The organism is Aquimonas sp. (assembly GCF_044377145.1).
Taxonomy (GTDB): Bacteria; Pseudomonadota; Gammaproteobacteria; order Xanthomonadales; family Xanthomonadaceae; genus Aquimonas.
In genome coordinates this window covers 1-23,901 of sequence record NZ_JBILJQ010000016.1, presented here as the reverse complement: position 1 = coordinate 23,901, position 23,901 = coordinate 1, and the positions used below count along the sequence as shown (strand labels likewise).

General features: G+C 66.9%; 20 protein-coding genes and 1 pseudogene. 8 read left to right on the top strand and 13 right to left on the bottom strand.

Annotated features, from left to right (window positions below; genetic code table 11):
* Positions 1 to 93 precede the first annotated feature (93 nt).
* The 4 genes from ACIQ7H_RS07220 to ACIQ7H_RS07205 form a co-directional block, all read right to left on the bottom strand.
* Positions 94 to 516 (bottom strand): hypothetical protein, encoded by a 423-nt coding sequence (locus ACIQ7H_RS07220; RefSeq protein WP_395789876.1) that lies wholly within the window; start codon positions 514 to 516, stop codon positions 94 to 96.
* Between the two features lie 37 nt (positions 517 to 553).
* A complete protein-coding gene (locus tag ACIQ7H_RS07215; protein ID WP_395789874.1) occupies positions 554 to 925 on the bottom strand; it encodes a hypothetical protein in 372 nt (123 codons plus the stop codon).
* Between the two features lie 173 nt (positions 926 to 1,098).
* Positions 1,099 to 1,725 (bottom strand): response regulator, encoded by a 627-nt coding sequence (locus ACIQ7H_RS07210; protein WP_395789872.1) that lies wholly within the window; start codon positions 1,723 to 1,725, stop codon positions 1,099 to 1,101.
* Complete coding sequence (locus ACIQ7H_RS07205) at positions 1,722 to 2,900, bottom strand: sensor histidine kinase (RefSeq protein ID WP_395789870.1); 1,179 nt, start codon at positions 2,898 to 2,900, stop codon at positions 1,722 to 1,724. Before ACIQ7H_RS07205 ends, ACIQ7H_RS07210 begins: the two co-directional genes overlap by 4 nt.
* Positions 2,901 to 3,048: 148 nt before the next feature.
* Between ACIQ7H_RS07205 and ACIQ7H_RS07200 the strand changes: the two genes are divergently transcribed.
* A complete protein-coding gene (locus ACIQ7H_RS07200; RefSeq protein ID WP_395789868.1) occupies positions 3,049 to 3,768 on the top strand; it encodes a hypothetical protein in 720 nt (239 codons plus the stop codon).
* Positions 3,769 to 3,816: 48 nt separating this feature from the next.
* Here the strand turns inward: ACIQ7H_RS07200 and ACIQ7H_RS07195 are convergent, their stop codons facing one another.
* From ACIQ7H_RS07195 to ACIQ7H_RS07180, 4 genes are read right to left on the bottom strand one after another with little or no spacing between them, the layout of a single operon-like run.
* Positions 3,817 to 5,238, bottom strand: coding sequence for an efflux transporter outer membrane subunit (locus ACIQ7H_RS07195; protein WP_395789866.1), 1,422 nt, complete (start codon positions 5,236 to 5,238; stop codon positions 3,817 to 3,819).
* Entirely contained in the window at positions 5,231 to 8,494 is a 3,264-nt protein-coding gene (locus ACIQ7H_RS07190; RefSeq protein WP_395789864.1) for an efflux RND transporter permease subunit, read from the bottom strand. The genes ACIQ7H_RS07195 and ACIQ7H_RS07190 overlap by 8 nt, the downstream gene beginning before the upstream one ends.
* Before the next feature lie 3 nt (positions 8,495 to 8,497).
* Entirely contained in the window at positions 8,498 to 9,745 is a 1,248-nt protein-coding gene (locus ACIQ7H_RS07185) for an efflux RND transporter periplasmic adaptor subunit (protein WP_395789862.1), read from the bottom strand.
* A gap of 39 nt (positions 9,746 to 9,784) precedes the next feature.
* Positions 9,785 to 10,387 (bottom strand): TetR/AcrR family transcriptional regulator, encoded by a 603-nt coding sequence (locus ACIQ7H_RS07180; RefSeq protein ID WP_395789860.1) that lies wholly within the window; start codon positions 10,385 to 10,387, stop codon positions 9,785 to 9,787.
* A 247-nt stretch (positions 10,388 to 10,634) separates the two neighbouring features.
* On the opposite strand from ACIQ7H_RS07180, the gene ACIQ7H_RS07175 reads away from it, so the two are divergent.
* Together ACIQ7H_RS07175 and ACIQ7H_RS07170 are read left to right on the top strand one after the other, a co-directional pair.
* Positions 10,635 to 12,827, top strand: a complete 2,193-nt coding sequence (locus ACIQ7H_RS07175; RefSeq protein WP_395789858.1) for a putative bifunctional diguanylate cyclase/phosphodiesterase — start codon at positions 10,635 to 10,637, stop codon at positions 12,825 to 12,827.
* Positions 12,828 to 13,003: 176 nt separating this feature from the next.
* Complete coding sequence (locus ACIQ7H_RS07170) at positions 13,004 to 14,224, top strand: ectonucleotide pyrophosphatase/phosphodiesterase (RefSeq protein WP_395789856.1); 1,221 nt, start codon at positions 13,004 to 13,006, stop codon at positions 14,222 to 14,224.
* A 65-nt stretch (positions 14,225 to 14,289) separates the two neighbouring features.
* On the opposite strand, the gene ACIQ7H_RS07165 is transcribed toward ACIQ7H_RS07170, so the two are convergent.
* From ACIQ7H_RS07165 to purE, 3 genes are read right to left on the bottom strand one after another with little or no spacing between them, the layout of a single operon-like run.
* The gene (locus ACIQ7H_RS07165) at positions 14,290 to 15,174 is read right to left on the bottom strand and encodes a redoxin family protein (RefSeq protein ID WP_395789854.1); all 885 of its coding nucleotides are present in this window, start codon (positions 15,172 to 15,174) and stop codon (positions 14,290 to 14,292) included.
* 6 nt (positions 15,175 to 15,180) lie between these two features.
* Entirely contained in the window at positions 15,181 to 16,323 is a 1,143-nt protein-coding gene (locus ACIQ7H_RS07160; protein ID WP_395789965.1) for a 5-(carboxyamino)imidazole ribonucleotide synthase, read from the bottom strand.
* Between the two features lie 11 nt (positions 16,324 to 16,334).
* Positions 16,335 to 16,871, bottom strand: a complete 537-nt coding sequence (gene purE / locus ACIQ7H_RS07155; protein ID WP_395789852.1) for a 5-(carboxyamino)imidazole ribonucleotide mutase — start codon at positions 16,869 to 16,871, stop codon at positions 16,335 to 16,337.
* A 155-nt stretch (positions 16,872 to 17,026) separates the two neighbouring features.
* On the opposite strand from purE, the gene ACIQ7H_RS07150 reads away from it, so the two are divergent.
* Together ACIQ7H_RS07150 and nadC are read left to right on the top strand one after the other, a co-directional pair.
* Entirely contained in the window at positions 17,027 to 17,308 is a 282-nt protein-coding gene (locus ACIQ7H_RS07150) for a Trm112 family protein (protein WP_395789850.1), read from the top strand.
* Between the two features lie 5 nt (positions 17,309 to 17,313).
* Positions 17,314 to 18,165, top strand: coding sequence for a carboxylating nicotinate-nucleotide diphosphorylase (gene nadC, locus ACIQ7H_RS07145; protein WP_395789848.1), 852 nt, complete (start codon positions 17,314 to 17,316; stop codon positions 18,163 to 18,165).
* 124 nt (positions 18,166 to 18,289) lie between these two features.
* On the opposite strand, the gene ACIQ7H_RS07140 is transcribed toward nadC, so the two are convergent.
* Positions 18,290 to 20,503: a hypothetical protein gene (locus tag ACIQ7H_RS07140; RefSeq protein ID WP_395789846.1), complete on the bottom strand. Its 2,214-nt coding sequence runs from the start codon at positions 20,501 to 20,503 to the stop codon at positions 18,290 to 18,292.
* Between the two features lie 58 nt (positions 20,504 to 20,561).
* Positions 20,562 to 21,713, bottom strand: coding sequence for a DUF3142 domain-containing protein (locus ACIQ7H_RS07135; RefSeq protein WP_395789844.1), 1,152 nt, complete (start codon positions 21,711 to 21,713; stop codon positions 20,562 to 20,564).
* A 275-nt stretch (positions 21,714 to 21,988) separates the two neighbouring features.
* Between ACIQ7H_RS07135 and ACIQ7H_RS07130 the strand changes: the two genes are divergently transcribed.
* From ACIQ7H_RS07130 to ACIQ7H_RS07120, 3 genes and pseudogenes are all read left to right on the top strand, one after another.
* Positions 21,989 to 22,351: a nicotinate-nucleotide diphosphorylase gene (locus ACIQ7H_RS07130; protein ID WP_395789842.1), complete on the top strand. Its 363-nt coding sequence runs from the start codon at positions 21,989 to 21,991 to the stop codon at positions 22,349 to 22,351.
* Positions 22,352 to 22,496: 145 nt separating this feature from the next.
* Complete coding sequence (locus tag ACIQ7H_RS07125) at positions 22,497 to 22,883, top strand: FAD-dependent monooxygenase (RefSeq protein ID WP_395789840.1); 387 nt, start codon at positions 22,497 to 22,499, stop codon at positions 22,881 to 22,883.
* A 56-nt stretch (positions 22,884 to 22,939) separates the two neighbouring features.
* Positions 22,940 to 23,901, top strand: a pseudogene (locus ACIQ7H_RS07120) (IS481 family transposase); the annotation flags it as partial.

Below are 23,901 nucleotides of genomic sequence, written 5' to 3'. Positions count from 1 at the left end.
ACTGGGCGAACTGCGCATCGCTTGGCGGACATCTGGCTGCCGCGAAACCGCAGGACGGCCGCGCTCGCGCCCACGTGCAGACGTGACGCCCGCTCAAACCACCAGCGGCAGATGCGGCAGCAGGCGCACTGCGAGTTCATCGGTGACGATCACCAGGTAGCGCTTGTCAGAGGGGCCGCCGCTTTCGGTGCCCTTGTGGATGACGAAATCGGTGCCTTCGGTGGCGGCACCGAACAGGCGCACCAGGATCTCGGCTATCGCATCCGAGGCATCAACGGGGAAGGAATTGAGCGTGCCGCCATCACGTCGGAAACGCACACCGAGCACCCCGGCATGGGCGGCGACCGCCTGGCTGAAGTAGCCGATCTGGCGGGCTTCGATGAACAGACGCAGGGTCCCGCCGCTGCCGGCTTGCAGACGGCCGGTCACATGCGGCGCGCGCTGCAGGAACTGGCGGAACTCCTGGGTGCGCGGGCCGAGGTAGCCGCTGGGGTAGATGGACGCGGCGGCGCTCATCGGTCGCACCCACTGCCGGAATCTACGCGCGGGCTGCTCATGGCCGCCCCGGCTTGATGTCGCCCGGCACCTCGACGCGTGCGCAGCAGGCACGCGGGGCGGCGGCATTGATTGCGTTCCAGCTCAGCGGCATCGGCGGTACCTGCACTCGTGGCCCCAAAGGATACGGGATCAGCTGTCGGCTGATCGAGACGGCGGACGGCAGACGCGCCGCGCTGCCCGGTTCGGCATGCACCGAACGCGCCAGCCCGGGCCAATGCGGGCGCGGTCTCGGCAATGACAGCGCTCGAAGCGCCCCCAGCGGCAGTCGGCCAAGGCGGCGCAGCTGCGGCAGAACCACGGCTTCGGCAGGCGATGGTGCCAGCAGATGCAGACCGGACAGCACAACCCGATGCACGGCCGCGGTCACGCGACACCCCGTGGATCCCCCCTGCGCGCAGGCCTGCAGTCTCGCCTGCGTGGGCGCGAAGGAGGACGCAGCGGCGGCTCCGCTGGGCCGCAGCCGCAGCCGCAGCCGCAGCCGCAGCCAGTGCAAGTATCGGGCTATCCGATGCGCTGAACACGGGGCTGCGGCAGGCCCGCCTACAGCAGCTTCTGACTGATCGCCTTCAACACCGCATGGGTTCGATCACGGCAGTCGAGCTTGAGCAGAACATCCGACATGTAGTTCTTCACCGTGCCTTCCGACAGGTGCAGCACGCGGGCGATTTCCTTGTTGCTGTAGCCACCGGCAACCAGCCGCAGGATGCTCTGCTCGCGCTCCGTGAGGCGCTGGCCGGCTGCGCTGTCGACGCTGATCCAGCCGGCGCGCACCGGCCCCAGGCTGACCGGCTGCAACAGGGTTTCGCCGGCGGCGACGCGTTCGATCGCGGCGCGCAGCTCTTCCGGCGAGGCGTCCTTCAGCAGAAAGCCCTGCGCGCCGGCCTCGACCGCGCGCAGCAGCAGTTCGCTGTCGTCAAAGGTGGTGAGCAGGATGACCGGTGTCGCATCGCCGAGCTCGCGCAACGCACTCACCAGGCCGATACCACCTATGCCGGGCATACGGATGTCGCTGACGATCACATCCACCGGCCGCGTCGGCAGTGCCGCCAGCAGACGTTCGGCGTCGGGCGCTTCGAGGGCGATCTCGATACCGAGGTCGGACAACAGCGCCGACAGCCCGCGCAGCACCAGGGCCTGATCGTCGCAGAGCGCGATGCGCACGCTCATGCGCTGAGCTCCGGCAGCCAGGCGCGCAGGCACAGACCACGTGCGGCGCTGGTCTCGACCTCAAGCCGGCCACCGATACTGTGCAGACGTTCGCGCATGCCGGTCAGACCGTTGCCGAACTCGATCCGCTTCGGCGCTTCACCGTCATTGCGCACCTCCAGCAGCAGGCCGTCATCGGCACGCGAGCAGCGCAGCTGGATCAGCCCGGCACGGCCGTGGCGCAGGGCATTGGTGATCGCCTCCTGGGCGCAGCGCAGCAGGGCTTCGGCCTGGGCCACCGAGTCCACCCGCAGGCCTGGATCGATATCCACCTCGATGCGGGTGCCGGCAATCGGCCGCGCCAGCGCGCGCAGCGCGGAGTCGAGCTCCAGGCCATCGTGCAGGCGCAGCGCGCTGACCACGGCGCGGATATCGCCGAGCAGTTCGTCGGCCAGCTGGGCGCTGGTGGTGATCTCCTCGCGAGCGGCCAGGGCCGGGTCGCGCTGCAGCCGCGCCAGGTTCAACTTCAGCGCGGTCAGTTTGTGGCCGGCGACATCGTGCAGCTCACGCGAGAGTTTCAGGCGTTCACCGCTGCGCGCGCTTTCCTCCAGCAGTCGCTGGGTGGCGAGCAGCTCGGCATTGACCTGGGCCAGGTGATCGCGGCCACGCTCGCTCATGCCGGCGTAGTAGCCGGTGAAGGTGGCGAAGGCCTGAAAGCCCAGCAGCGGCACGAGGTTGAACAGTGCCTGCAGCGGCGACCATCCCGACTCGATCCAGCGCAGCGCCACCGCCGCGTTGAACGCGAGCATGACCAGCACCGCCCAGCGGATCGGCATCAACAGCACCAGCTGGGCGGCCACGATCACCAGCAGCACGGTGACCTGCCCTTCCATCAACAAGCGCTCGGCCGCAACCACCAGCACGCCCTGCAGCACGCTGTTCCAGCGCGCGCCGCGGCAGTCGACGCTGCTCTCGCGCAGGCTCCGCCAGACGAACAGGGCGAGCATGCCAAACAGACAAGCAAGGCCCGCCCACTCAGGCACTGCTCCGGAGTGCAGCTTGGCGAAATCGACTGCAGCGAAACCGATCGCGGCCCAGGTGATGTAGGCCACGAAGCTCAGTGGCGAGAGCCAGCCCGTCCATTGCGCGGGTGCCACGGGATGCCCGCGCCCGGGTTCGTATTGGGTGGTGTTCATGGCTGCAGCATGGCAGCGCCCACGCCGCGGTGAAACCCGCCGAGGCACCCAGGTGACTTTACTCACCCCCAGCGGATGACCGCAGGCACCTGCTGGCCACAGCGCGCGATACGGAGACTGGCTACACACACCGCGCTGGAGCCGAACCATGGAAACCCTGTACCCGATTCTCGTCAGCATCCGCGGCCTGGCCGGCGCGGTTTCGCTGATCACGTTCTGGATCGCCGGGCTGGCGCGCAAGGGCACGCCCCTGCATCGCGGCAGCGGCAAGCTCTATCTGCTGGCGATGCTCGGCATCTGCATCACCGCCCTGCCGATGGCGGTGACTTTCTTCCTGCGCGGGAATGCCGGCATCGGCACCTTCCTCGCCTACCTGGTGGTGATCACCGTCACCTCGATGTGGCTGGGCTGGCGGGCAATCCGGCGCAAGCGCGATCAGGCCGCCTTTCACGACCGCGCCTACGCCGTCGTCGGCGCGCTGAACCTGATCACCGCGCTGATCGTTTTGGCAGTCGGCATCCAGATGGGCAATCCGCTGCTGATGGGATTTTCCGCGGTCGGCGCAGTGCTGGGCGCGGGCATGCTGCGCCGGCTGTGGAAGCCGATCGATGCCGGCAACTGGTGGCTGCAGGAGCACTACGGCGCGATGCTGGGCTGCGGCACCGCCACCCACGTGGCCTTCTTCGCGATCGGCCTGAAAGGCGTGCTGCAGGCGTTCGGGCTGCAGCTGTCGGGCAATCTGCAGCTGCTGCCCTGGGCGGTGCCGGTGCTGGTGTCGGTGATCGCGGGCTTCATGCTGGATCGCCGCTACGCACGCAAGCCGAAACCGGCGCAGACGCGGGCAACTCTGCAGCCCACGCGCAGTTGATTGGGTGCATGCGCAGGGCCCGGATTGCCGGGCCCTGCGCAACAGGCTTCACGACTCCGGCGCCGCCGCGGCCTGCGCGAAATCACCCGCCAACGCCTTGTACAGCGCCGCCAATGAGGTCGCGCGCGCGACCAGGGCGTCGACCGAGCGCAGCTCGAAATCGACCCGGGTGCGTTCGGCATCCAGCAAGGTCAGCGCGTCGTCGGAACCGGCCTCGAAGCGCAGGTTCGCCAGCCGTGCAGCCTCGCCTGCGGCCTCGGCGGCTTCAGCCAGATCGAAGGCCGACCGGTTGGCCGCGCGATAGCCGGCCAGCGCGTTCTCGGTTTCTTCGAGCGCGCGCAGCAGGGTTTCCTGGAACAGAGCCTCGGCGCCATCCGCGCGCGCCTCGGCGGCGCGCACGCGCTGCCGGGTGCGACCGAAATCGAGAATGCTCCAGCTGATCGACGGCCCCCAGCGCCAGCGCTCTGAGCTGCCCTCGCCCAGCTCACCGACGCCCTGCGCGGTCCAGCCGAAGCCACCCAGCAGGGTCAGCTTGGGGAAGTACTCGGCAGTCTGGGTGCCGATATCGGCATAGGCCACCGCCAGCCGGCGCTCGGCTTCACGCACGTCCGGACGCCGCTTGAGCCATTCCTCCGGCGTGCCGACCGCGGTCAAGGACGGCAGTTGCGGCAAACCGGTTTCGGCGTCGACCAGACTGCGCACCGCTGCCACCGGCTGTGCGGTCAGCACCGCCAGGCGCTGCTCGGAGCGCCCCACGGCCGCCTCGGCGGTGGCGAAGTCCGCCGCCAGCGAGGAACGCTGCGCGCGCGCTCGCGCCACATCCAGCCCGGTGCGTCGGCCGTTGCGTTCGAGCGTGCTGATCAGATCCACGCTGCGGCTCCAGCCCTGCAGATTGGTTTCGATCAGGCGCAGCCGGGCGTGCGCGCCGCGCAGCTCGAACAAGGCCTGCGCGACTTCGGCCACCACGCTGATGTGGACATGTTCAAGCGCCGCCGCATCGGCCTCGACGCGGCGGAAGATGGCCCGCTTTGGATTGCGCAGGCTGCCGAACAGATCGATCTCCCAGCTGGCATCGAAACCAGCGCGGTAGGTGTCGGTGCGGCCCTGATCGCTGGGGATGAAGGGATCGCGTCCACTGGGCTGGCTGCGCTCGCCGTCCACACCGATGCCCACCGTGGGCATCAGGCTGTAGGTCGACAGCCCGGCCAAAGCGCGGGTTTCATCCAGCCGCGCCAAAGCCTGTGCAAGCCCGGTGTTGGCAAGCAGGGCGCGGGTAATCAGTGAATCCAGAGCGGGGTCGTTGAAGGCCCGCCACAGTGCTGGTTGCACGGCTTCGGTAGAGGCGGTGACGCCGGACTGGTCGAAGCGCTCGGGCAGCTCGGCGGCAGGGCGGACGTACTCGGGCCCGACCGTGCAGGCGCCCAGGGTGAAGGCCATCGCGAAGGCAAGGGCGAGCGGATGCTTAAACATGGACAGGCGCCTCCTCGGCGACGGCCGGGCGGGTGCGGCGGCGCTCGACCAGCTTGCGGATGACCACATAGAACACCGGGGTGAAGAACAGGCCAAAGAAGGTCACGCCGAGCATGCCGAAGAACACGGTCACGCCCATCACATGGCGGACCTCGGCACCGGCGCCGCTGGCGAACACCAGTGGCAGCACGCCGGCGCAGAAGGCGAAGCTGGTCATCAGGATCGGCCGCAGGCGCAGGCGGCAGGCCTCGACCGCTGCGTCGACGATGCCGCGGCCCTGCTTCTCCAGATCGCGGGCGAACTCGACGATCAGGATCGCGTTCTTGCAGGCCAGGCCCATCAGCACGACGAGGCCGATCTGGGTGAACACGTTCATGTCGATGATGGTGGGCGGCGCGGCGGTCATCGGGTTGATCCAGCCGAGCCCGATCTGCACCCCGAACCACAGACCATTGATCATGTTCAGCACCCAGATACCGCCGAGCGCCGACAGCAGGCACATCGGCACGATCAGGATCACCGCCAGCGGCAGCGACCAGCTCTCGTACAGCGCGGCCAGCACCAGGAAGACCAGCAGCACGCACAGTGGAAACACCAGGTACTGCGCGACACCCTGATTGACCTGCTGGTAGGTCAGGCCGGTGAACTCAAGGCTCATGCCGCGCGGCAGCACCTGGGCGGCGGTGTCGCGGGCGATGCCGACCGCGTCGCTGCTGCTGACCGCGGCCGGATCGAAGGGGCTTGCGCTGACATCGGCAGCGGGGTAGCCGTTGTAGCGCACCACCGGGTCGGGGCCGAAGCTCGGCACCAGCTCGACCACGCTGCCCAGCGGCACCATCTCGCCCTGCGCGTTGCGCACCTGCAGGCGTGCCACATCGCTCACCTCGTCGCGGAAGGGAGCATCCGCCTGTGCATAGACCGAGTAGGTGCGGCCGAACAGGTTGAAGTCGTTAACGTAGGCGCTGCCGAGGTAGATCTGCAGGCTGTCGAAGACATCGGTAAGCGCAAGCCCGCCCTCCTTGACCTTGTCGCGGTCCACCACGGCATCGAGCTGCGGCACATTGGCCTGGAAGGAGGAGAAGGCCGAACCGGGGCCGAATCCGGGCAGCTGGCTGATCGTTCCGGTCAGCGCCTGGGTGGCGACGTTGAGCTCGCCGTAGCCGATGCGCTGGCGATCCTGCACATAGGCTTCGACGCCCGCGGCATTGCCGTAGCCGTTCACCGGTGGCGGCATGAAGGCGAAGGCCATGCCGTCCTGGATGGCCCCGAATTTGCCAGTCAGTTCGCCCGCGATGGCCGCGGCCGGCTTGGGCAGCTCGCCGGGCGGATCCAGGCCGATGAACATCACGCCGACGTTGGGCGTACTGACAAAGTGGATGGCGTTCAGACCGGGGAACTGCACGACATCAGCGACGCCGGGCGTTTCCAGGGCGATTTCGCCCATGCGCTTCATCGCGGCTTCGGTGCGCTCCAGCGTCGCCCCTTCCGGCAGCTGCACGCCCGCGAACAGGTACTGCTTGTCCTGGGTCGGAATGAAGCCGCCGGGGATCTGCGTGAATCCGAGTACGGTCACGACGACCAGTACCGCGTACGTCACAAGCAGGCGCGGCGCGCGCGCAATGGTGCCGCCGATGCGGCCGGCGTAGCGGTCCGAGCTGCGCTTGAAGCGGGCGTTGAAGCCGGCGAAGAAGCGCCCGAACACGCGATCGATGCCGCGCGCCAGCATGTCCTTTGGCGCGCCGTGGGGTTTGAGCAGCACCGCGGCCAGCGCCGGGCTCAAGGTCAGCGAGTTGAACGCGGAGATCAGCACGGACACGGCGATGGTCACCGCGAACTGGCGGTAGAACTGGCCGGTCACGCCGTCGATGAAAGCGATCGGCACGAACACGGCCGCCAGCACCAACGAGATGGCGACGATCGGCCCGGACACCTCGCTCATCGCCTTGTGCGCGGCGTCGATGGGCGCCAGCCCTTCCTCGATGTGGCGCTCGACGTTCTCGACGACGACGATGGCGTCATCGACCACGATGCCGATCGCCAGCACCAGGCCGAACAGGGTCAGCACGTTGATCGAATAGCCGAGCAGGAGCAGCACGGCGAAGGTGCCAACGATCGACACCGGCACCGCCAGCAGCGGAATGATCGAGGCGCGCCAGGTCTGCAGGAACACCACGACCACGAGCACCACCAGCAGCACGGCCTCCAGCAGGGTCGTGATGACCGAATCGACGGAGGCGCGCACGAAGACCGTGGGGTCGTAGGCGATCGCGTAGTCGACGCCTTCGGGGAAGCTCTGCTTGAGCTCGGCCATGCGGGCGCGGACGGCATCGGACAACGCGATCGAGTTCGCGCCCGGCGCCTCGAAGATGACGATCGCCGCCGCCTCGGTGTTGTTGAGGTAGCTGTTCAGTGCGTAGGTGTTTGAGCCCAGCTCGATGCGCGCGACGTCGCGAAGCCGAGTGACCGCGCCGTTCTCGCCGGTCTTGAGCACGATGGCGCCGAACTGCTCGGGGGTTTCAAGACGACCGCGCGCATTGACGAGCAGCTGTACCGCAGCGCCGCTGGGCTGCGGCGAAGCGCCGATCGCACCGGCCGACACCTGCACGTTCTGCTCGCGGATCGCCCCCACCACGTCGAGCGCGGTCAGCCCGCGCGCGGCCGCCTGATCGGGGTCGATCCAGACGCGCATGGCATAGACGCCCGCACCGAAGGCCTGCGCGTTGCCCACGCCTGGCAGGCGCGCGAGTTCGTCCTTGACATTGAGGTTCGCGAAGTTCGACAGGTACAGGCCGTCGTAGCGCTTATCCGGCGAGAGCAGGTGCACCACCATCGTGATGTTCGGCGACACCTTGGCGGTGGTGACGCCGAGCGCGCGCACCGAATCGGGCAGGCGCGGCAGGGCCTGCGCGACGCGGTTCTGCACTTGCATCGCCGCGAGGTCGACGTCGGTGCCCAGGCCGAAGGTGATCGTCAGCACCACGGTGCCGTCCGAGGACGCCGCCGACTTCATGTAGATCATGTTCTCGACGCCGTTGATCGCTTCCTCGAGCGGGGCGGCCACGGTGTCGGCGATGGTCTTGGGGTTGGCGCCGGGATAGATCGCGGTGACCTGCACGCTGGGCGGCGCGACTTCCGGGTACTCGGTGATCGGCAGGTTGGGGATGGCGATCAGGCCGGCCACGAAGATCACGATGGACAGGACGGCGGCCAGAATCGGCCGGTCGACGAAGACGCGGGAAAGGTCGGAGTGGGCCATGGATCAGCCCTCGTCCCCGGCCGCGGCGGGCGCGGCAGCGGGCGCGGCCTGTACCGTGTTCGGCTGGTCCATCGGCACATCGATCGGCTGCACCGGCGCACCGGGGAAGAAGATCTTGCGCATGCCGTTCACGATCACCCGGTCGTCGGCGTCAAGACCCTGCTCGACGACGACCAGACCGTCGATGGTCGGCCCCAGCACCACGTCCTTGCGCACGGCGCCCAGGTGCGGTGCGCCGGTGCCGCCCATTTCCGGCGGCAAGGTGACCTGGTCGGCGACGTAGACGTAACGGCGGTCCTGATCGGTGAGCACGGCCTGCGGGTGCACCAGCAGCGCGCTGTCCAGTCGCTCGCCGAGCAGCTGCACGCGGGCGAACAGGCCAGGGGTGAACACGCCGGCCGGATTGGCCAGCTCGGCGCGCGCGAAGATCGTGCCGGTGGCGGGGTCGACTGCGTTGTCGACGAACACCATGCGCCCCTCGTGCGGAAAGCCCTGTTCATCGGCCAGGCCCACGCGCACCGGATTGGCAGCGTCGCGCGAACCCTCGCGCTCGCCGCGGCGGGCCAGCGCTTGGTAGCGCAGGTAGGCGCGCTCGTCGCCCTGGAAGCTGACATAGACCGGGTCGAGCGAGACCACCGTGGTCAGCACCGGCTCGCCGGGCGACACCAGGTTGCCAACGCGCAGGCGGGCGACGCTGACGCGGCCGTCGATCGGCGAGGTGATGCGGGAGAAGCCCAGGCTCAGCTCCGCCTGCTCCACTCGCGCGCGAGCGGCCAACACGTCGGCGTCGGCCTGGCGCGCTTCGTTCTGGCGGCTCTCCAGCTCACCGGCGCTCACCGCACGGGCTTCGACCAGCGCTTGGCTGCGCTTGAACTCAGTCTCGGCCAGTGCGCGACGGGCTTCGGCGCGGGCAAGATCGGCGCGCGCGCTGGCGACCGCCGCCTTGTACTCGCGGTCGTCGATGGTGAACAGCAGGTCGCCGGTCTTGACCGCGCCGCCTTCCTTGAAGTGGATGCCGGTGAGATAGCCGGCGACCCGCGGGCGGATCTCGATGTGCTCGACAGCCTCAATGCGGCCAGTGAACTCATCCCACTGGGTGACGGATTTGGACACCACGGTGGCGACGTTCACCTCGGTCGGCGGCATCTGCATCGCCGCGCCACCACCGCCGGAACAGGCAGTCAGCGCGGCCACGGTGAGAGTCGCGAGAGCGAACCGCGGATCGATCCGGAAGCGCGGAATCACAGGCATGGGCGGGTCCTTGAAGGTTGGAATGCGAATCGCGACGGCTCAGGCGGCCGGCGTGGTGTGGTCGTTTGGTGCGGCGGGGGTTTCGACAGCGCCTGCCCACTCGAGCAAAAGCCGCTCGATCAGCGCCCGGATCGGACCGCGGGCAGCCGCCGGCACCGGATTCAGATTGAACATGTCCTGCCAGAACAGGCCTTCAGCGGCGGCCAGCAGCAGGTAGCGACGCAGGTCGGCCTCATCCCAGGTCCATTCGACAAACTCGGCCTTCAGATGAGCGCGAATGGGATCGAGCAGGCTCTGATCCACCATCGCCGCGCTGAGCATGCCGTGGACAAAACGGCGATGGCGGTCGTCCTCGCTGAGGTGACAGCGCAGCTGACCCAGCACGACGGCGGTGCGTGGGCACTCACAGCCGGGCGGCAGGCGATCCGGGGTCGCGCTGGCGGACTCCCACTGCTGCATGTCGGCCTCGATCAGGCCGCGCAGCAGGTCTTCCTTGGTCGGGAAGTGATAGGTGATGCCGCCGCGGGTGACGCCGCTTTCGCGCGCCAGCTCATCGAAGGTGAGGTGACCGGCGCCGCGCTCTTCAACGATGCGCCGGGCGGCGTCCAGGATGCGTAGCTTGGCTTTGGGGGGGCGGGTCATCGGTGCGGAACTGTACAGAACGTTTTGTATAGAAATGCCCGGCATGGCGATCAGGTTTATCCACCATTCAGAATTAAGCCCGTGACGGAAACCCGGGGCATGCCGGTTGCAGCGCGCTGGTCGTGATCATCAAACGCCGCGCGAAGCATCGCCTCCCGCTGAGCCCGCGATCCGCGGGGTCAGCGAACGCCTACCTGAAGCAAGCGCGCGACGGCGGCCCCTTGAACCGCCGCTGGGGCCTCACCGAATGAGCAATCCGGTCAGCAAAACGCACTCGACGGCGGCGCTGTTCGCTCTCTTCGAGGGCACTTCCATCGGCGCGTTCCTGGCCGATCCGTCGGGCCAAGTGCTGAGCCTGAACCCCAGCCTGGCTGCTCGCCTCGGCAACCGCCCGCGCGATGCCGTCGGCGATTTCATCGGCGATCTGGGCCCCGAACGCTGGCACCGCCTGACCCAGAATCTGTTGCCCGCGCAAACTCTGCTGCTCGCACCCGCCTCGCTCAATACCGCGGGCGGCGTGATGGAGGCGATCGAGCTGCGGCTGTGCCGGCCCAAAGATTCCGAGCAGCTGCTGGGCATGGTGTTTCCGCTGATCGACCGCCAGCAGGAGGCTGCAGTCAACCTGCTGCAGCGCGACGTGCTGGAGTCGGTCGCACTCGGCCGGCCGCTGCGCGCCGTGCTCGATCTGCTGTGCCGCCAGGTCGAAGCGCTGGCGCCCGAGGTCATCAGTTCGGTGCTGCGGATCGACGAACAGGGCCGGCTCCGTCCGCTGGCCGGGCCCAGCTTGCCCGTCGCCTATTCCAGCCAGCTCGACGGGCTTGAGATCGGTGAGCAGACGGGCTCCTGCGGCACCGCTGCCTTCCGCGGTGAAGAGGTCGAAGTGCAGAACATCGACACGGATCCGCTGTGGGCAAGCTACAAGCATCTGGTGCTGCCGCTGGGCCTGAACGCCTGCTGGTCAACGCCGGTGTTCGGTCGCGATGGCCGGGTGATCGCCACCTTCGCCTTCTACTACCGCGAGACTCGCGGGCCGAGCCGCTTTCACCGCCGCATGGTGGATGCCTGCCTGCAGCTGTGCCGGATCGCGATCCAGCACGAAGACAACCAGCACCAGATCGAACGGCTCGCCTTCTTCGACGCGCTGACCGGCCTGCCCAACCGCGCCCTGCTGATGGACCGCGCGCGGGTTGCCCTGCAGCAGGCAGGACGCGACGGCCGCAAGCTCGGCATGGCGGTGCTCGATATCGACCGCTTCAAGACCATCAACGATTCGATGGGCCATGCCGCCGGCGACGAGCTCCTGCGTGAAGTCGGCCTGCGCCTGCGCAGCGCGCTGCGCGACTCCGATACCGTCAGCCGCATCGGGGGCGATGAATTCGTTGTGCTGTTCCCCGACAGCGACGCCAACGACAGTGCGATTGCCGCCGAGAAAGTGCTGCGCGCGGTCGCACAGCGGATCGAGATCGGCGGCCAGGTGCTGGTGCCCACCATCAGTATCGGCATCAGCCAGTTCCCGGATGACGCCCGCGATTTCGAAACCCTGATGCGCAACGCCGATATCGCGATGTACGAGGCCAAGCGCGACGGCCGCGGCTGCGTGCGCTTCTTCCTGTCGTCGATGAATGAATCGGCACGCTGGCGCCTGCAGATGGAAAGCGCGCTGCGGCTGGCGATCAGCCGTGAGGCGCTGGAGCTGCACTATCAGCCCAAGGTGCTGCTGGGCAAACCGGGCCTGGCTGGGGTCGAGGCGCTGGTGCGCTGGACCCATCCTGAATTGGGCCGGATCGCGCCGGACCAGTTCATCCCGCTGGCCGAAGACTGCGGCCTGATCAATGCGCTGGATGCCTGGGTGCTGGAGCGCGCCTGCGCGCAGCTGTCCGACTGGCTGCAGCGCGGCCTGCCGATCCCGGCGATGGCAGTCAACCTGTCGGCGCAGCGCTTCAGTCAGGACGATGTGCCCGCGCATGTGCGGATCGTGCTGCAGCGATACAACCTGCCGCCGCAGGCGCTGACGCTGGAGATCACCGAACGCCTGATGCTGAACGATGAACCGCGCATTCGCGCCGATCTCGACAGCCTCAACCGGCTCGGCGTGCATCTGTCGGTCGATGACTTCGGCACCGGCTATTCGAGCCTGAGCTATCTGAAGCGCCTGCCGGTCGACGAGCTGAAACTCGACCGCAGCTTCGTCAACGACATCGAAACCGATCCCGGCGATCGCGCGCTTGCCAGCGCGGTAATCGGCATTGGAAAGAGCCTCGGCCAGAACGTGGTGGCCGAAGGCGTGGAGACCGCAGAACAGCACCGATTTCTGCTGGAAGCCGGCTGCCCGGTGGCACAGGGCTACTACTACGCGAGGCCGATGGCAGCGGCAGACATCGAACTGTGGCTGGAGGGTGACGGCCTACGCTGGCTGCGCCCGCAGCTGCGCAGCGTGTGATCGCTGAGCTTGATGTCCACCGCGGATGAACACACTGAAGACACGCCCGGAACCAAGACCAAAGGCAGATCCGCCGCGCCGGATCCGCCACGCATACTGGTGGGATGCCTTTCGAATCTCTCAGACTTGTGAGCGCGGCCTGCGCTCGCGCTGCGCGCGCGCCTGCGCTGTTGCTGGTGGCTGCACTGATGCTGCTTGCCGCCTGTGCCCGGGGTCCCGTCGCAGGCTCCACGTCACCGGCGCGGCCGGCTCCGCTGCTGCTGATCTCGATTGACGGCTTCCATCCCGACTATCTGCAGCTGCCCGAGGCCGCAACCCTGCGGCGGCTGGCCAGCGAAGGCAGCCGCGCCGCCTGGATGCAGCCCAGCTATCCCTCACTGACGTTTCCGAATCACTACACCCTGGTCACCGGCCTGCATCCGGACCGCCACGGCATCATCAACAACAGCATGCAGGACCCGCAGCTCGGGCAGTTCGCGATGCACCTGCGCGATGCGGTCAAGGACGGTCGCTGGTGGGGCGGTGAGCCGATCTGGGTCAGCGCGCAACGCCAGGGCCTGCGCGCCGCGACGCTGTTCTGGCCGGGCTCGGAAGCCGAGATCCAGGGCATTCGTCCCTACGACTGGCTGCCCTACAGCAGCGACCTGCAGCAGAACGCGCGGATCAACACCGTGCTGCAGTGGCTGCAGCGGCCCGAGCGGACCCGACCGGATTTCCTCACCCTGTACTTCGAGCGGGTCGACAGCATCGGCCATACCTACGGGCCCGATTCGCCGCAGCTGCGACGCGCGGTCGCGCATGTGGATCGTTCATTGCAGAAACTTGTTGCCGGGTTGGAAGCGGCCGGCATGAGCGATCGCATCAACCTGTTGATCGTGTCCGACCACGGCATGAGCGCGCTCGATCAGTCGCAGCCGATCGTGCTCGACGATCTGCTCGATCCGCGCAGCTTCGCGCTGACTGCGTATGGCGCGATGGCCGGCATCGAGCCCCGCCGCGGCCGCGCCGCCGAGGTCGAAGCTGCCCTGCTCAAGCCACATCCGCGGATGCGCTGTTACCGCCGCGATCAGCTGCCGGCCGAGTGGCAGTTCGGCCAGCACCCGCGCGTGCCGAGCATCACCTGTCAGGCCGAGCCGCCCTACGCGATCGCAACCCGACGCCTGCTGTCGATGCCCGGCGCCAGGGTCAAGCGCGGCGGCCATGGCTACGATCCGGCCCTGCCCTCGATGCGCTCGATCTTCATCGGCCATGGCCCTGCCTTCATCGCTGGCAGCGAAATCGATCCGGTCCGCGCCGTCGATGTGTATGCGCTGATGTGCAGGCTGCTGGGTATCTCGCCGGCTGAGCATCAGGGCGATGCGCACGCCTTCGATGCGGGCCTGCGTTCGGGGCGCTGAGAGTTGGTGAGGGCGGCAAGCGCGCTGCCGATTGCGCTGCCGATCGAGCATCGATACGCCGCTGACTACTCCGTCGACGGCGCCGGCAGCAGCGCCTGCAGACTGGCCTCAGAGAGTTCTCCGCTGCGCACCCGCTGCAGGCGACCCGCAGCATCCAGGAACAAGGTCGTCGGGTAGCCGCGTACTGCGATCTGCGCCGGCAGCTGGGCATCGATGTCCAGCACCACGGGCACCAGCGGCTGTTGCAGGCTGCGCAGAAACGCATCGATTTCGTCGCGGCGTTCGCCGATGTTGAGATAGATGAAGTCCACATCCGGCCGCCGCGCCTGCACTCGCGCAAAGGCCGGCATCTCGCGCCGGCAGGGCCCGCACCAGCTGGCCCACAGATTGATCACCTGCGGCCGGCCGGGCGCTGGCGGAAACGCATAGGCCGCGCCGTCCAGAGTCTGCAGCGTCAAACGCGGCAGCGGCTGTACTTCGGCCGCCGCGCGCAGGGCCAGACCGGCTTGGCCCAGAACAATCAGCAGCAACGCGGCGGCACCTGGCAGCAGCAGTTGGCGGCGTGCCAGCTGGATATCCGCCGACAGCGGCGCACGCCGATCAGCGATGCATCCAGCGCGCGATGACGCGCCGGCGCGAACCGCGCTGACGATCAGCACCGACGCCGCGCAGATCAAGCCGATTGCGGGACTGTAGCCGCCGTCACGGAACGCCAGAACAGCGCCGGGCGTGGCGGCATAGGCCTGCCAGTTCAGACCGACCCAGCCCAGTCGCGCACCGATCACGCCAGTCGCCAACACCCGGAACAGACGCGACTCGGCGCGCTTGCGCGGTGCGCCGGGCGCCTCCGGCAACAGGCTCAGCAGACCCAGCGCGAGTGCAGTCGCCAGCACCAGCAGCACGGCCTGCAGGGGCAAAAGCAGCGGACCGAGTGCGATCGAGTCGCCCATCGTCGATCAGCCGCGCAGGGTCTGGATCGCTGTCTCGACCTGGGCCTGTCGACCGAGCGCGCCGCCCACGGCTTGCAGCGCATCGGCGAGCTGCAGGGCGCTGTCGGCACGCACGGTGGCGTGGCCAACCTTGCGACCGGGTCGCGCCGATTTGCCGTAGTCATGCCAGTGCAGGCCGGGCACGCTCAGCGCCGCGGCGCAGTCGGGCAGATCGCCGATCCAGTTCAGCATCGCGCTGCAGCCGCGGCTGGCGGTATCGCCGAGCGGCAGGCCCATCACGGCACGCAGGTGGTTCTCGAACTGGCTGCTGACCGCGCCCTCGATCGTCCAGTGGCCGCTGTTGTGCACCCGCGGCGCCATCTCGTTGGCCAGCAGTTCGCCGCCGAGCTCGAACAGCTCCAGCGCGAACACACCGACATAGCCCAGTTCGTCGGCGACCGAGCGGGCGTGCTGCAGTGCGCGCGCGACCAGCGGCTCGTCGACATTGGCTGGCGCAAGGCTCAGGGACAGAATCCCCTCGTGATGCCAGTTGCGGGTCAGCGGATAGCTGCGGAACTCGCCGCTGCGGCCCCGCACCGCCACCACCGAGAGCTCACGCTCGAACGGCACGAAGGCTTCCAGCACGAGGCTGGCGTGGTCATGGCTCTGGGCCAGCGCTGACCACGCGGCTTCGATGTCCTGCGGCTGGCGCAGCCGGAACTGGCCCTTGCCGTCGTAGCCGAGCCGGCGGGTTTTCAGAATGCTGGGCAGGCCGATCGCGGCGACCGCGGCGTGCAGATCCGACAGTGAATCGACCGCGGCGAAAGCCGGCGTGCCGATGCCGAGCTGGCGGAACAGGGTCTTCTCGGCGATCCGGTCCTGCGCCACCGCCAGCGCGCGCGGGCTGGGAAACACCGGCACCCGCTCGGCCAGCCAGGCCGCGCTGTCGGCCGGCACGTTCTCGAAATCGAAAGTGACCAGATCGACTTCCGCAGCGAAGCGGCCCAGCGCGTCGAGATCGCGATAGTCCGCCTGCATCAGCGCCGCGACCTGGCCGCCACAGGCACCGGCATCGGTGTCGAGCATCAGGAACTTCGCCCCCAGCGGCGCCCCGGCCAAGGCCAGCATGCGCGCCAGCTGGCCGCCGCCGAGCACGCCGATGCGAGTCAAACTGCGCTCGCTCACGGCAGCCTCGGGTCGGAATTGGCGAGGACATCCTCGGTCTGCTTGGCGCGGAAGGCCGTCAGCGCAGCGCGGATCTGCGGGTGATCCGCCGCCAGCAGACTGGCCGCGAACAGTCCGGCATTGGCGGCACCGGCCGCGCCAATCGCGAAGGTAGCAACCGGTATACCGGCCGGCATCTGCACGATCGACAGCAGCGAATCGAGCCCGTTCAGCGCCTTCGACTGCACCGGTACGCCGAGCACCGGCACCGCAGTTTTGGCAGCCAGCATGCCGGGGAGATGGGCGGCGCCACCGGCCCCGGCGATGATCGCGCGCAGGCCGCGCGCCTCGGCCGACTCGGCGTAGGCGAACAACAGATCGGGCGTGCGATGCGCCGACACCACTTGAACCTCGTGCGGCACGCCCAGCGCTTCGAGCCGCTGCACGGCCTGCTGCATGGTGTCCCAGTCCGAACGCGAACCCATCACCACGCCGACCAGCGGCGGGCCTGAGAGGGGAATCGATCCGGGCTGCCCGGCGCTGTGCTCCGTCATGACCTGCGGCCTCCGCTAGGGGATCTTTCCGGCGGGTCCACCCCGCCGGGCCGCGTAGTGTAGTCGGCGCCGGGGGCCAGCAGTCCGTGCCTTGCTTTGCAGGCCGGCGCCGCGGCTGCGAGAATCGCAGCCCGCTCCACGCCTTGAAGACGCCCATGGCCCTCGACCCGCGCCTGCTCGAAATTCTCTGCTGCCCGCTGACGCGCCAGCCCCTGCACATGCTGGATGCCAAGCGCCTCGCCGCCCTGAATGCCGCGATCACCGCCGGCGGCGTCAAGCAGACCGATGGCCTGGCACTGAACCAGCCGTGGAAGGAAGGCCTGGTGACCGACAACGGCACCCGCGCCTACCGCATCGATGACGGCATCCCGGTACTGCTGGCGGACGAGGCCGTCGAGCTGCTGCACGTGCCCGGCGCCGAACCGCGCGCGGCATAAAGCGCATGTCCGTACAGCTCAAGCCCGAGGAGCGCGCGCGCATCCCGCTCGATGTGGTGCGAGCGCTGGAAGAGGACATCGGCCCCGGCGACGCCACCGCCGCCTTGATCGACGCCGACGCCATCGGTGACGCCCAACTGGTGTGCAAGGAGCCCTCGGCCGTGCTGGCCGGCAGCGAGTGGTTCCAGACCTGTTTCCGCGCGCTCGACCCCGATCTGCGCATCGACTGGCTCGCGGTGGATGGTGATGTGCTCAGCGCGGGCCAGACCGTGTGCCGGCTTCACGGCCGCAGCCGCGCCCTGCTGTCGGCCGAGCGCAGTGCGCTGAACTTTCTGCAGACCCTGTCGGCCACTGCCACCCGCACCGCCGAGTTCGTGCGCACCGTGGCCGGCACCCGCGCGCGCATCCTCGACACCCGCAAAACCCTGCCGGGTCTACGACTGGCGCAGAAGTACGCGGTGCGCTGCGGCGGCGGACACAACCATCGCATCGGCCTGTTTGATGCGGTGATGGTGAAGGAGAACCACATCGCTGCGGCCGGCTCGATCGCAGCGATTGTCGAGCGCGCCCGCGTCCTGCACCCGGGCCTGCCGGTGATCGTCGAGGTCGAGAACTTCGATGAGCTGGAGCAGGCGATTGCGGTGGCCGCCGACCGCATCCTGATCGATGACTTCAGCCTCGCCGACATGCGCCAGGCAGTCACCATCAGCGCCGGTCGGGTGCCGCTGGAAGTCTCCGGCGGTGTTGACCTCGACAGCGTGCGCGCGATCGCCGAGACCGGCGTCGACTGCATCTCGATCGGCGGCCTGAGCAAGCACGTACAGGCGATCGACTTCTCGCTGCGGTTGTCGGCCTGAGCATCGTGAGGCTGGCAGTCTCGATTGCGCCGGAAGGGTTCAAAGCGTCTAAAATCTGCGTTTGCACCCTTTGACAGGAAAGGAATGCAAACGAAGCGGCCGCCCGGTCGACCCGAGCCAACAGTCACCGCACACACAGCGCCGGCATTGCCCTGGTGTTTTCGGCGCCGGCCAACAGCTGCCAAGTGACCAGATCGAACCCGCCCTGCTCCGTCCACAGCTGAGCGCTCGACAGCTGAAACCACAGCGAAATCGAGCAACGAGAAGTCTCGCCACAACGCATCGACTCCTCGCTCAAAGGCGCTTTCAATCCACTGAGTTCGGTCGACGTCGGCAATCGCCATCCCTCGCCAAGCGCGGAACACGCTTGGCCGGCGGCGTCAAGGCCTTCCCACTCGTCTTCGGTGTCACGCTGCGCCCACTGCAGCCCTTGGCGATCATCAATCACGCTGCGCGGGGAATGATAGCGGAAGCAGTTGCCGTTTGACTGGCAGCGCTTGAATCGTACTGGCTCGATGGCGGAAGGCGCCGCCGCGTCAGCGAACTCGGGCTGAGGACAACCGCGGCCAAAATCATCTGCCCACTTGAAGTATCTGCCCTGCAATTGATAGCGGCGGAAATAGATGCGCGCGGTTTCCGGGTTTCGTGCCAGCAACCAGCTGGTGGCGTGGCACAGCACGGCGGCGAATGCCTGCGAACCAGGCGCCAGTTGGTCAGCTGCTTGATTGGCAAGGTCGGCCGCCACACGGCTGCTGGACAGCTGGCCGGTGAGCGGGCCACGCAGACGGTCAAAGCCCAGCGCGTCCACTTCGATGGGATTGGCATCCAACGCGGCCTTTAGTTCAGAGTTGTCCAGATCCCGCAGTGCGCTGGCGGCGGCAAACAGGGATTGCGACGTCTGCCGATGATCGCGCCCAAGTGTTTGTCTGGCGTCATCCAGGTGACGCGCCATGAGCTTTGCCTGGCCTCCCCTCAAGAACGCATCTGCCGCGGAGTCGCCACTGGCCAGAAGGCGTAGCCCCAAAGCATGGCGGAGGACCGAGTCGTAGTCGCTGCTTGCGTCACCGTGCTGCTCGAAGTAGCTGCGCAATTGAGCGGTAGACAACTGCATCAGACCCAGCCCCGTCATCACATGCTCAAAGCGATCGGTCGAGCGCAGCTGCAACATCGCATCCACTGTTTCGCCCGCATTGGCGGCGAGCCGCGCCTGATCGACTTGCGGACCGCACTGTGCTGGCATCTGCTCAAGCAGTTGCGGAGTCTCGCGCCACATCTGCTCGGCGCGCTGGTAAGCCTGTCGCGCCTGATCGGTCTGCCCAGCACGCTCGGCCAATTTCCCTCGCAGCCACCAGCCCAAGGGCGAGTTGGTGTGCTCGATCAGTTCGGTGGCCAACCCGTAATGCCCTTGCCGGTAGGCCAGCGCCGCAAGCCGGTCCGCGCCGGCAATAGCCTTTCCGGGCAGGTGTTGCAAGGCGCCCAAGTAGGCAGTGAGGTTGAAACTGACGGGGTATTGATCCGCAGGGGAGTAGACATCGTCAGCGATGTCATCGAGCGGCGTGCTCATCACCAAGGCGGTGACCAAAGCCTGCAACAGTGGATCGTCCAACGCCGACCGCAGGCGCTGCTCATCGCGAACAATGGCGCGCGCCACCATGAGCAAGGATGACCGTCCCGACCATGAGCCCAGTTGCGCCTGAGCGAGATAGCGCTCGGTGGCGGCGTGGTCGTCACCGACCATAAGAAGTGCCGCCGCCTCCTCCCCCCAGCTGGAGCGCGCCAACAGCAGCGGGTCACTTGCTTGTTGCTGATGGATGATGGCGCGCACATGCGCAAACATGGCCGCCACCTGCTTCGCCTCTACTGCAAGTTCGCGCGCGTCCGTGCTCGTAGCTGTTGCTTCGCGGAGATCAGCAAGCGCCATTCGTGCCAGCATGTACTGTGCCCAGCTACCTCGATGCTGCTGCTGCGCAACCGGCAGTTGCAGCACAGCGGAAAAATTCACTCGCGCCCGATCCGGCTCGTTGCGCCTAAATGCCCAAGCCCCTGCAGTGTAGTGCCGCACTTCCTCACTCAGGCCCGCACCCGCTTCCCAACTGGCTTCAAAGCTTGCGGCAGCCCGCATTGCTTCAACGCGGGCCAAATCTTCGGCACTCAGCTGCTGTTGTTCGGCCTCAGGCGTGCTGAGTGCGCCACTGCTTTGCCAACGCATTTCGTTGGAGTAGTCGCTCAATGGAAGAGTGGGGTAGTCTTCGTGCAGAATCGAAGCGTGAAAATCGCTGAACAGCTGATTGGCCAACCCGTCGAGTTTCTGCAAGGCAGTGGTTTCAGGGTAATACATCCCGCAGCTTCGCGCGGGTGACGACAATAGCAACCCGACCATCAAACCGCTGCCGACTCTACCAAACCAACTCAACATCTGAACCCTCCAAGGCGACACAACGGACCCAACCAACGACGATGCGTCTGCCAGCAGGCAGACTAGCTGCACTTGAGCGCAGAAAATGCTTGGCCTGCAGATCAAACTCGAACGTCCTCGCACCATCGCCGGCCCGACATTCGGCATGCAAACGGACGCGGTGTGGCAGTTCGCCATCCATGTTGCCCGTGTTATGCAGCAGCACATCAAAGCTGTCAGCTGCAGACTGTCGCAACTCACTTTGCACCTTCGACTCAAGCGGTGTTCCCCGGATCACCGCCAGTAAGGTCTGTGCCGACCACGCGCGCTGGTCGCGGGTCGTTGGCAGGCGAAACCATGCGACGCCAGTCAACCCGGCCGGCGCCCGGTCTTCGAGCTCGCGCACGAAGGCAAACAGAACGGGGGCGGCAGCGTATTGCTCGCTGGTACCTGCGGCCCCCAGAGAACCCAGTTTCTGTTCGCTCTCCACTGCGATTATCGAATGATCAACATCGAAATGGACCCTTGAACCATACGTAGGCAGGGCAAGCAGAAATGGCTTCTCGGTCGCCCGTTGCAGCCTCGCTATCCACTGCCACGCGTGGTTTGGCTCAAACAACGGTGCTGGCGGACGCTGGATGGCATGCACCTGCAGCACCAACAGATCGACGGATTGTGCCAGCGCCGGAAAGGCTTTGCTTTCAATCCACGTAGGCAGGACAGTGATCGAGAGTGGATAGCCTTTGGGCATACGCGCCCGCAGTTCCATCAGAAATTCGGCATAGCGAGCCAGCTGGCTGGTCGCACTGTCAAAATCGATCTCCAGACCCCTCACTTCCGATGTCCCGGCTCGCCAACGCGAGAGGAGCGCCATCAGTTGATTCAAGGTCTCGCCCTGCCCGTCACCCGCCGGCAATTGCTCCAGACGTACTACCAGCACCACCGGCACATCGCGAAAGGCAGTGAAATGAATTGCACTTGGCGAAGTCCAACCGCGGATCGGGTCGAATTGCAAGGCCAATACGCGCAAGCCAGAGAGGTCGGGCTTCACATGATCAATGGCCGCCGACACTGCCGGCGTCCACTGCCGCTGCCAGATATAGGCTTGGTGATCCAACTTGGCCGAGGGGCTGGCTGCGATTTCCGTACTCACCATGAGGAGCAAGCATGCGAGGGCCGAGCATGCGTTGGCCAATTGACCCGCCGGAAAGTGGAGGAGCCGGTCCAACTTTGCCACGTTGCCCTCCCGCTATGGCCAGACGATCAAAGTGATGGTCGCGTAATGCAGGCGGAAGTGTCCATCAATCGCAGCCTTCGCCGGCACCAGCCCACCGCTGCGACTTCCGCCTTTGCCTCTGCGGGCCTCCCTTGTCACTGGTGCGGCCTGACCGCCCAGCGCCCCTGCGTTTACTCCAGCCACGAGCAATCATGCAGGGCGGGCCTGCGCCTGCCGCAGAAGTACGAGATGCGGCCGGCTCGATCGCCGCGATTGTCGAGCGCGCCCGCGCCCTGCATCCGAGCCTGCCGGTGATCGTCGAGGTCGAGAACTTCGATGAGCTGGAGCAGGCGATTGTCGTGGCCGCCGACCGCATCCTGATCGACGACTTCAGCCTCGCCGACATGCGCCGTGCAGTCGCCATCAGCGCCGGCCGAGTGCCGCTGGAGGTCTCCGGTGGTCTCGACCTCGACAGAGTGCGCGCGATCGCCGAGACCGGCGTCGACTGCCTCTCGATCGGCGGCCTGTCCAAGCACGTGCGGGCGATCGATTTCTCGTTGCGGATGTTGGCTTGAGCACCGCTCATCGCCGCGACCGTGCCCAAGAGGCCTGCGCGGGTTCGCATCTGGGCTGAAACCCCGCTGCACTTGATTCGTATCAGGTCGCCCGTAGGCTGAAAGCGCGACCCTGCCTATCGCTTTCCGCCAGGCGGCCCTACCGATGTTGGACTTCGATGTGATCGTGATTGGCGCCGGCCCCAGCGGCCTGTGCTTTGCTCGCGCACTGGCCGGCAGCGGCTTGCGGATCGCCTTGGTGGAAGCGCAGACCGCCGCTCTGCTCGGCGCGCCGGAGCTCGATGGGCGCGAGATCGCGCTGACCGAACACAGCGTGGCTCTGCTTCAGCAACTCGATGTGTGGCCGCGCATCCCGTCCGACCAGCGCCATCCGCTGCGCGCCGCCAAGGTGCTGAACGGCAATGCCGCGTCAGGTTTCGATGTCGCGTCAGGCGCCAGCGCCCAGCTGGGCTGGCTGGTCCCCAATCACCTGATTCGCCGCGCTGTCGCATCCCGGACGAATACATCCTGCATAATCGGTCAGCGCTGCTGATCGGACGAGAGGTCTTGGTTGGCCTGCTGACCGATGCTTTCCGCTCCGAGGACTGCATGAACATTCGCCTGCACAAGAACGCCCGAACCACACCCGCCACACGCCGCGAGATCCAGCAGGCGAGCGGCAGCGACTATGAGCTGGCGGAGCGCTTTGGGGTCACGCGTCAGACCATCCGCAAGTGACGCAAGCGCACGATTCAGCACGACCTGAGCCACACCGCGCATCGTCTGCAGACCACGCTGAACTCGGCGCAGGAAGAGGTCGTGGTGGAACTGCGCAAGACACTGCGGCTGTCGCTGGATGACCTGCTGTCGGTGGTGAAGGAGTTCATCCACGCCAGCATGAGCCGGTCGGCACTGGATCGCTTGCTGCGTCGTCGCGGGGTGTCGCGGCTGCCGGTCGAAGAAGCGCCTGTGCGGCCGACGAAGGCGTTCAAGGCCTACGATCCAGGCTACGTCCACATCGACGTGAAGTACCTGCCGCAGATGCCTGGAGAGAGCCAGCGGCGCTATCTGTTCGTGGCCATTGATCGCGCCACCCGTTGGGTCTATGCGGAGATTCGCCCCAACAAGACGGCCGCGTCTGCGCGGCGCTTCCTGAAGTCGCTGCATGTGCGCTGCCCCATCAAGATTCGGTTTGTTCTGACCGACAACGGAAAGGAGTTCACCGACCGCTTGTTCGGCCTTCGCAAGCGCGCGGAGAGCGGCACCCATGAGTTCGACGCACTGTGTGCTGCGCTGGACATCGAACATCGCCTGACCCGTCCAAAGAGCCCGCAGACCAACGGCATGGTGGAACGCTTCAACGGCCGGATCTCGCACGTCCTGAACACCTACCGGTTCGAGTCAGGCGAGGATCTGGAGCAAACGCTGACCCGCTACATCTGGCTCTACAACCACCACTTGCCACAGAAGGCGCTCAACCACGAGACTCCACTTCTGGCGCTCAAACGCTGGCAATCCACCCAGCCGGAACTCTTCGTCAAGCAGGTACGCGATCGTCCGGGATCCGACAG

Bases quoted from the DNA above. Each gene is read 5' to 3' on its own strand.
- ACIQ7H_RS07220 (WP_395789876.1), bottom strand. From the start codon at position 516: ATGAGCGCCGCCGCGTCCATCTACCCCAGCGGCTACCTCGGCCCGCGC.
- ACIQ7H_RS07210 (WP_395789872.1), bottom strand. From the start codon at position 1,725: ATGAGCGTGCGCATCGCGCTCTGCGACGATCAGGCCCTGGTGCTGCGC.
- ACIQ7H_RS07205 (WP_395789870.1), bottom strand. From the start codon at position 2,900: ATGAACACCACCCAATACGAACCCGGGCGCGGGCATCCCGTGGCACCC.
- ACIQ7H_RS07200 (WP_395789868.1), top strand. From the start codon at position 3,049: ATGGAAACCCTGTACCCGATTCTCGTCAGCATCCGCGGCCTGGCCGGC.
- ACIQ7H_RS07195 (WP_395789866.1), bottom strand. From the start codon at position 5,238: ATGTTTAAGCATCCGCTCGCCCTTGCCTTCGCGATGGCCTTCACCCTG.
- ACIQ7H_RS07190 (WP_395789864.1), bottom strand. From the start codon at position 8,494: ATGGCCCACTCCGACCTTTCCCGCGTCTTCGTCGACCGGCCGATTCTG.
- ACIQ7H_RS07185 (WP_395789862.1), bottom strand. From the start codon at position 9,745: ATGCCTGTGATTCCGCGCTTCCGGATCGATCCGCGGTTCGCTCTCGCG.
- ACIQ7H_RS07180 (WP_395789860.1), bottom strand. From the start codon at position 10,387: ATGACCCGCCCCCCCAAAGCCAAGCTACGCATCCTGGACGCCGCCCGG.
- ACIQ7H_RS07175 (WP_395789858.1), top strand. From the start codon at position 10,635: ATGAGCAATCCGGTCAGCAAAACGCACTCGACGGCGGCGCTGTTCGCT.
- ACIQ7H_RS07165 (WP_395789854.1), bottom strand. From the start codon at position 15,174: ATGGGCGACTCGATCGCACTCGGTCCGCTGCTTTTGCCCCTGCAGGCC.
- purE (WP_395789852.1), bottom strand. From the start codon at position 16,871: ATGACGGAGCACAGCGCCGGGCAGCCCGGATCGATTCCCCTCTCAGGC.
- ACIQ7H_RS07150 (WP_395789850.1), top strand. From the start codon at position 17,027: ATGGCCCTCGACCCGCGCCTGCTCGAAATTCTCTGCTGCCCGCTGACG.
- nadC (WP_395789848.1), top strand. From the start codon at position 17,314: ATGTCCGTACAGCTCAAGCCCGAGGAGCGCGCGCGCATCCCGCTCGAT.
- ACIQ7H_RS07140 (WP_395789846.1), bottom strand. From the start codon at position 20,503: ATGTATTACCCTGAAACCACTGCCTTGCAGAAACTCGACGGGTTGGCC.
- ACIQ7H_RS07130 (WP_395789842.1), top strand. From the start codon at position 21,989: ATGCAGGGCGGGCCTGCGCCTGCCGCAGAAGTACGAGATGCGGCCGGC.
- ACIQ7H_RS07125 (WP_395789840.1), top strand. From the start codon at position 22,497: ATGTTGGACTTCGATGTGATCGTGATTGGCGCCGGCCCCAGCGGCCTG.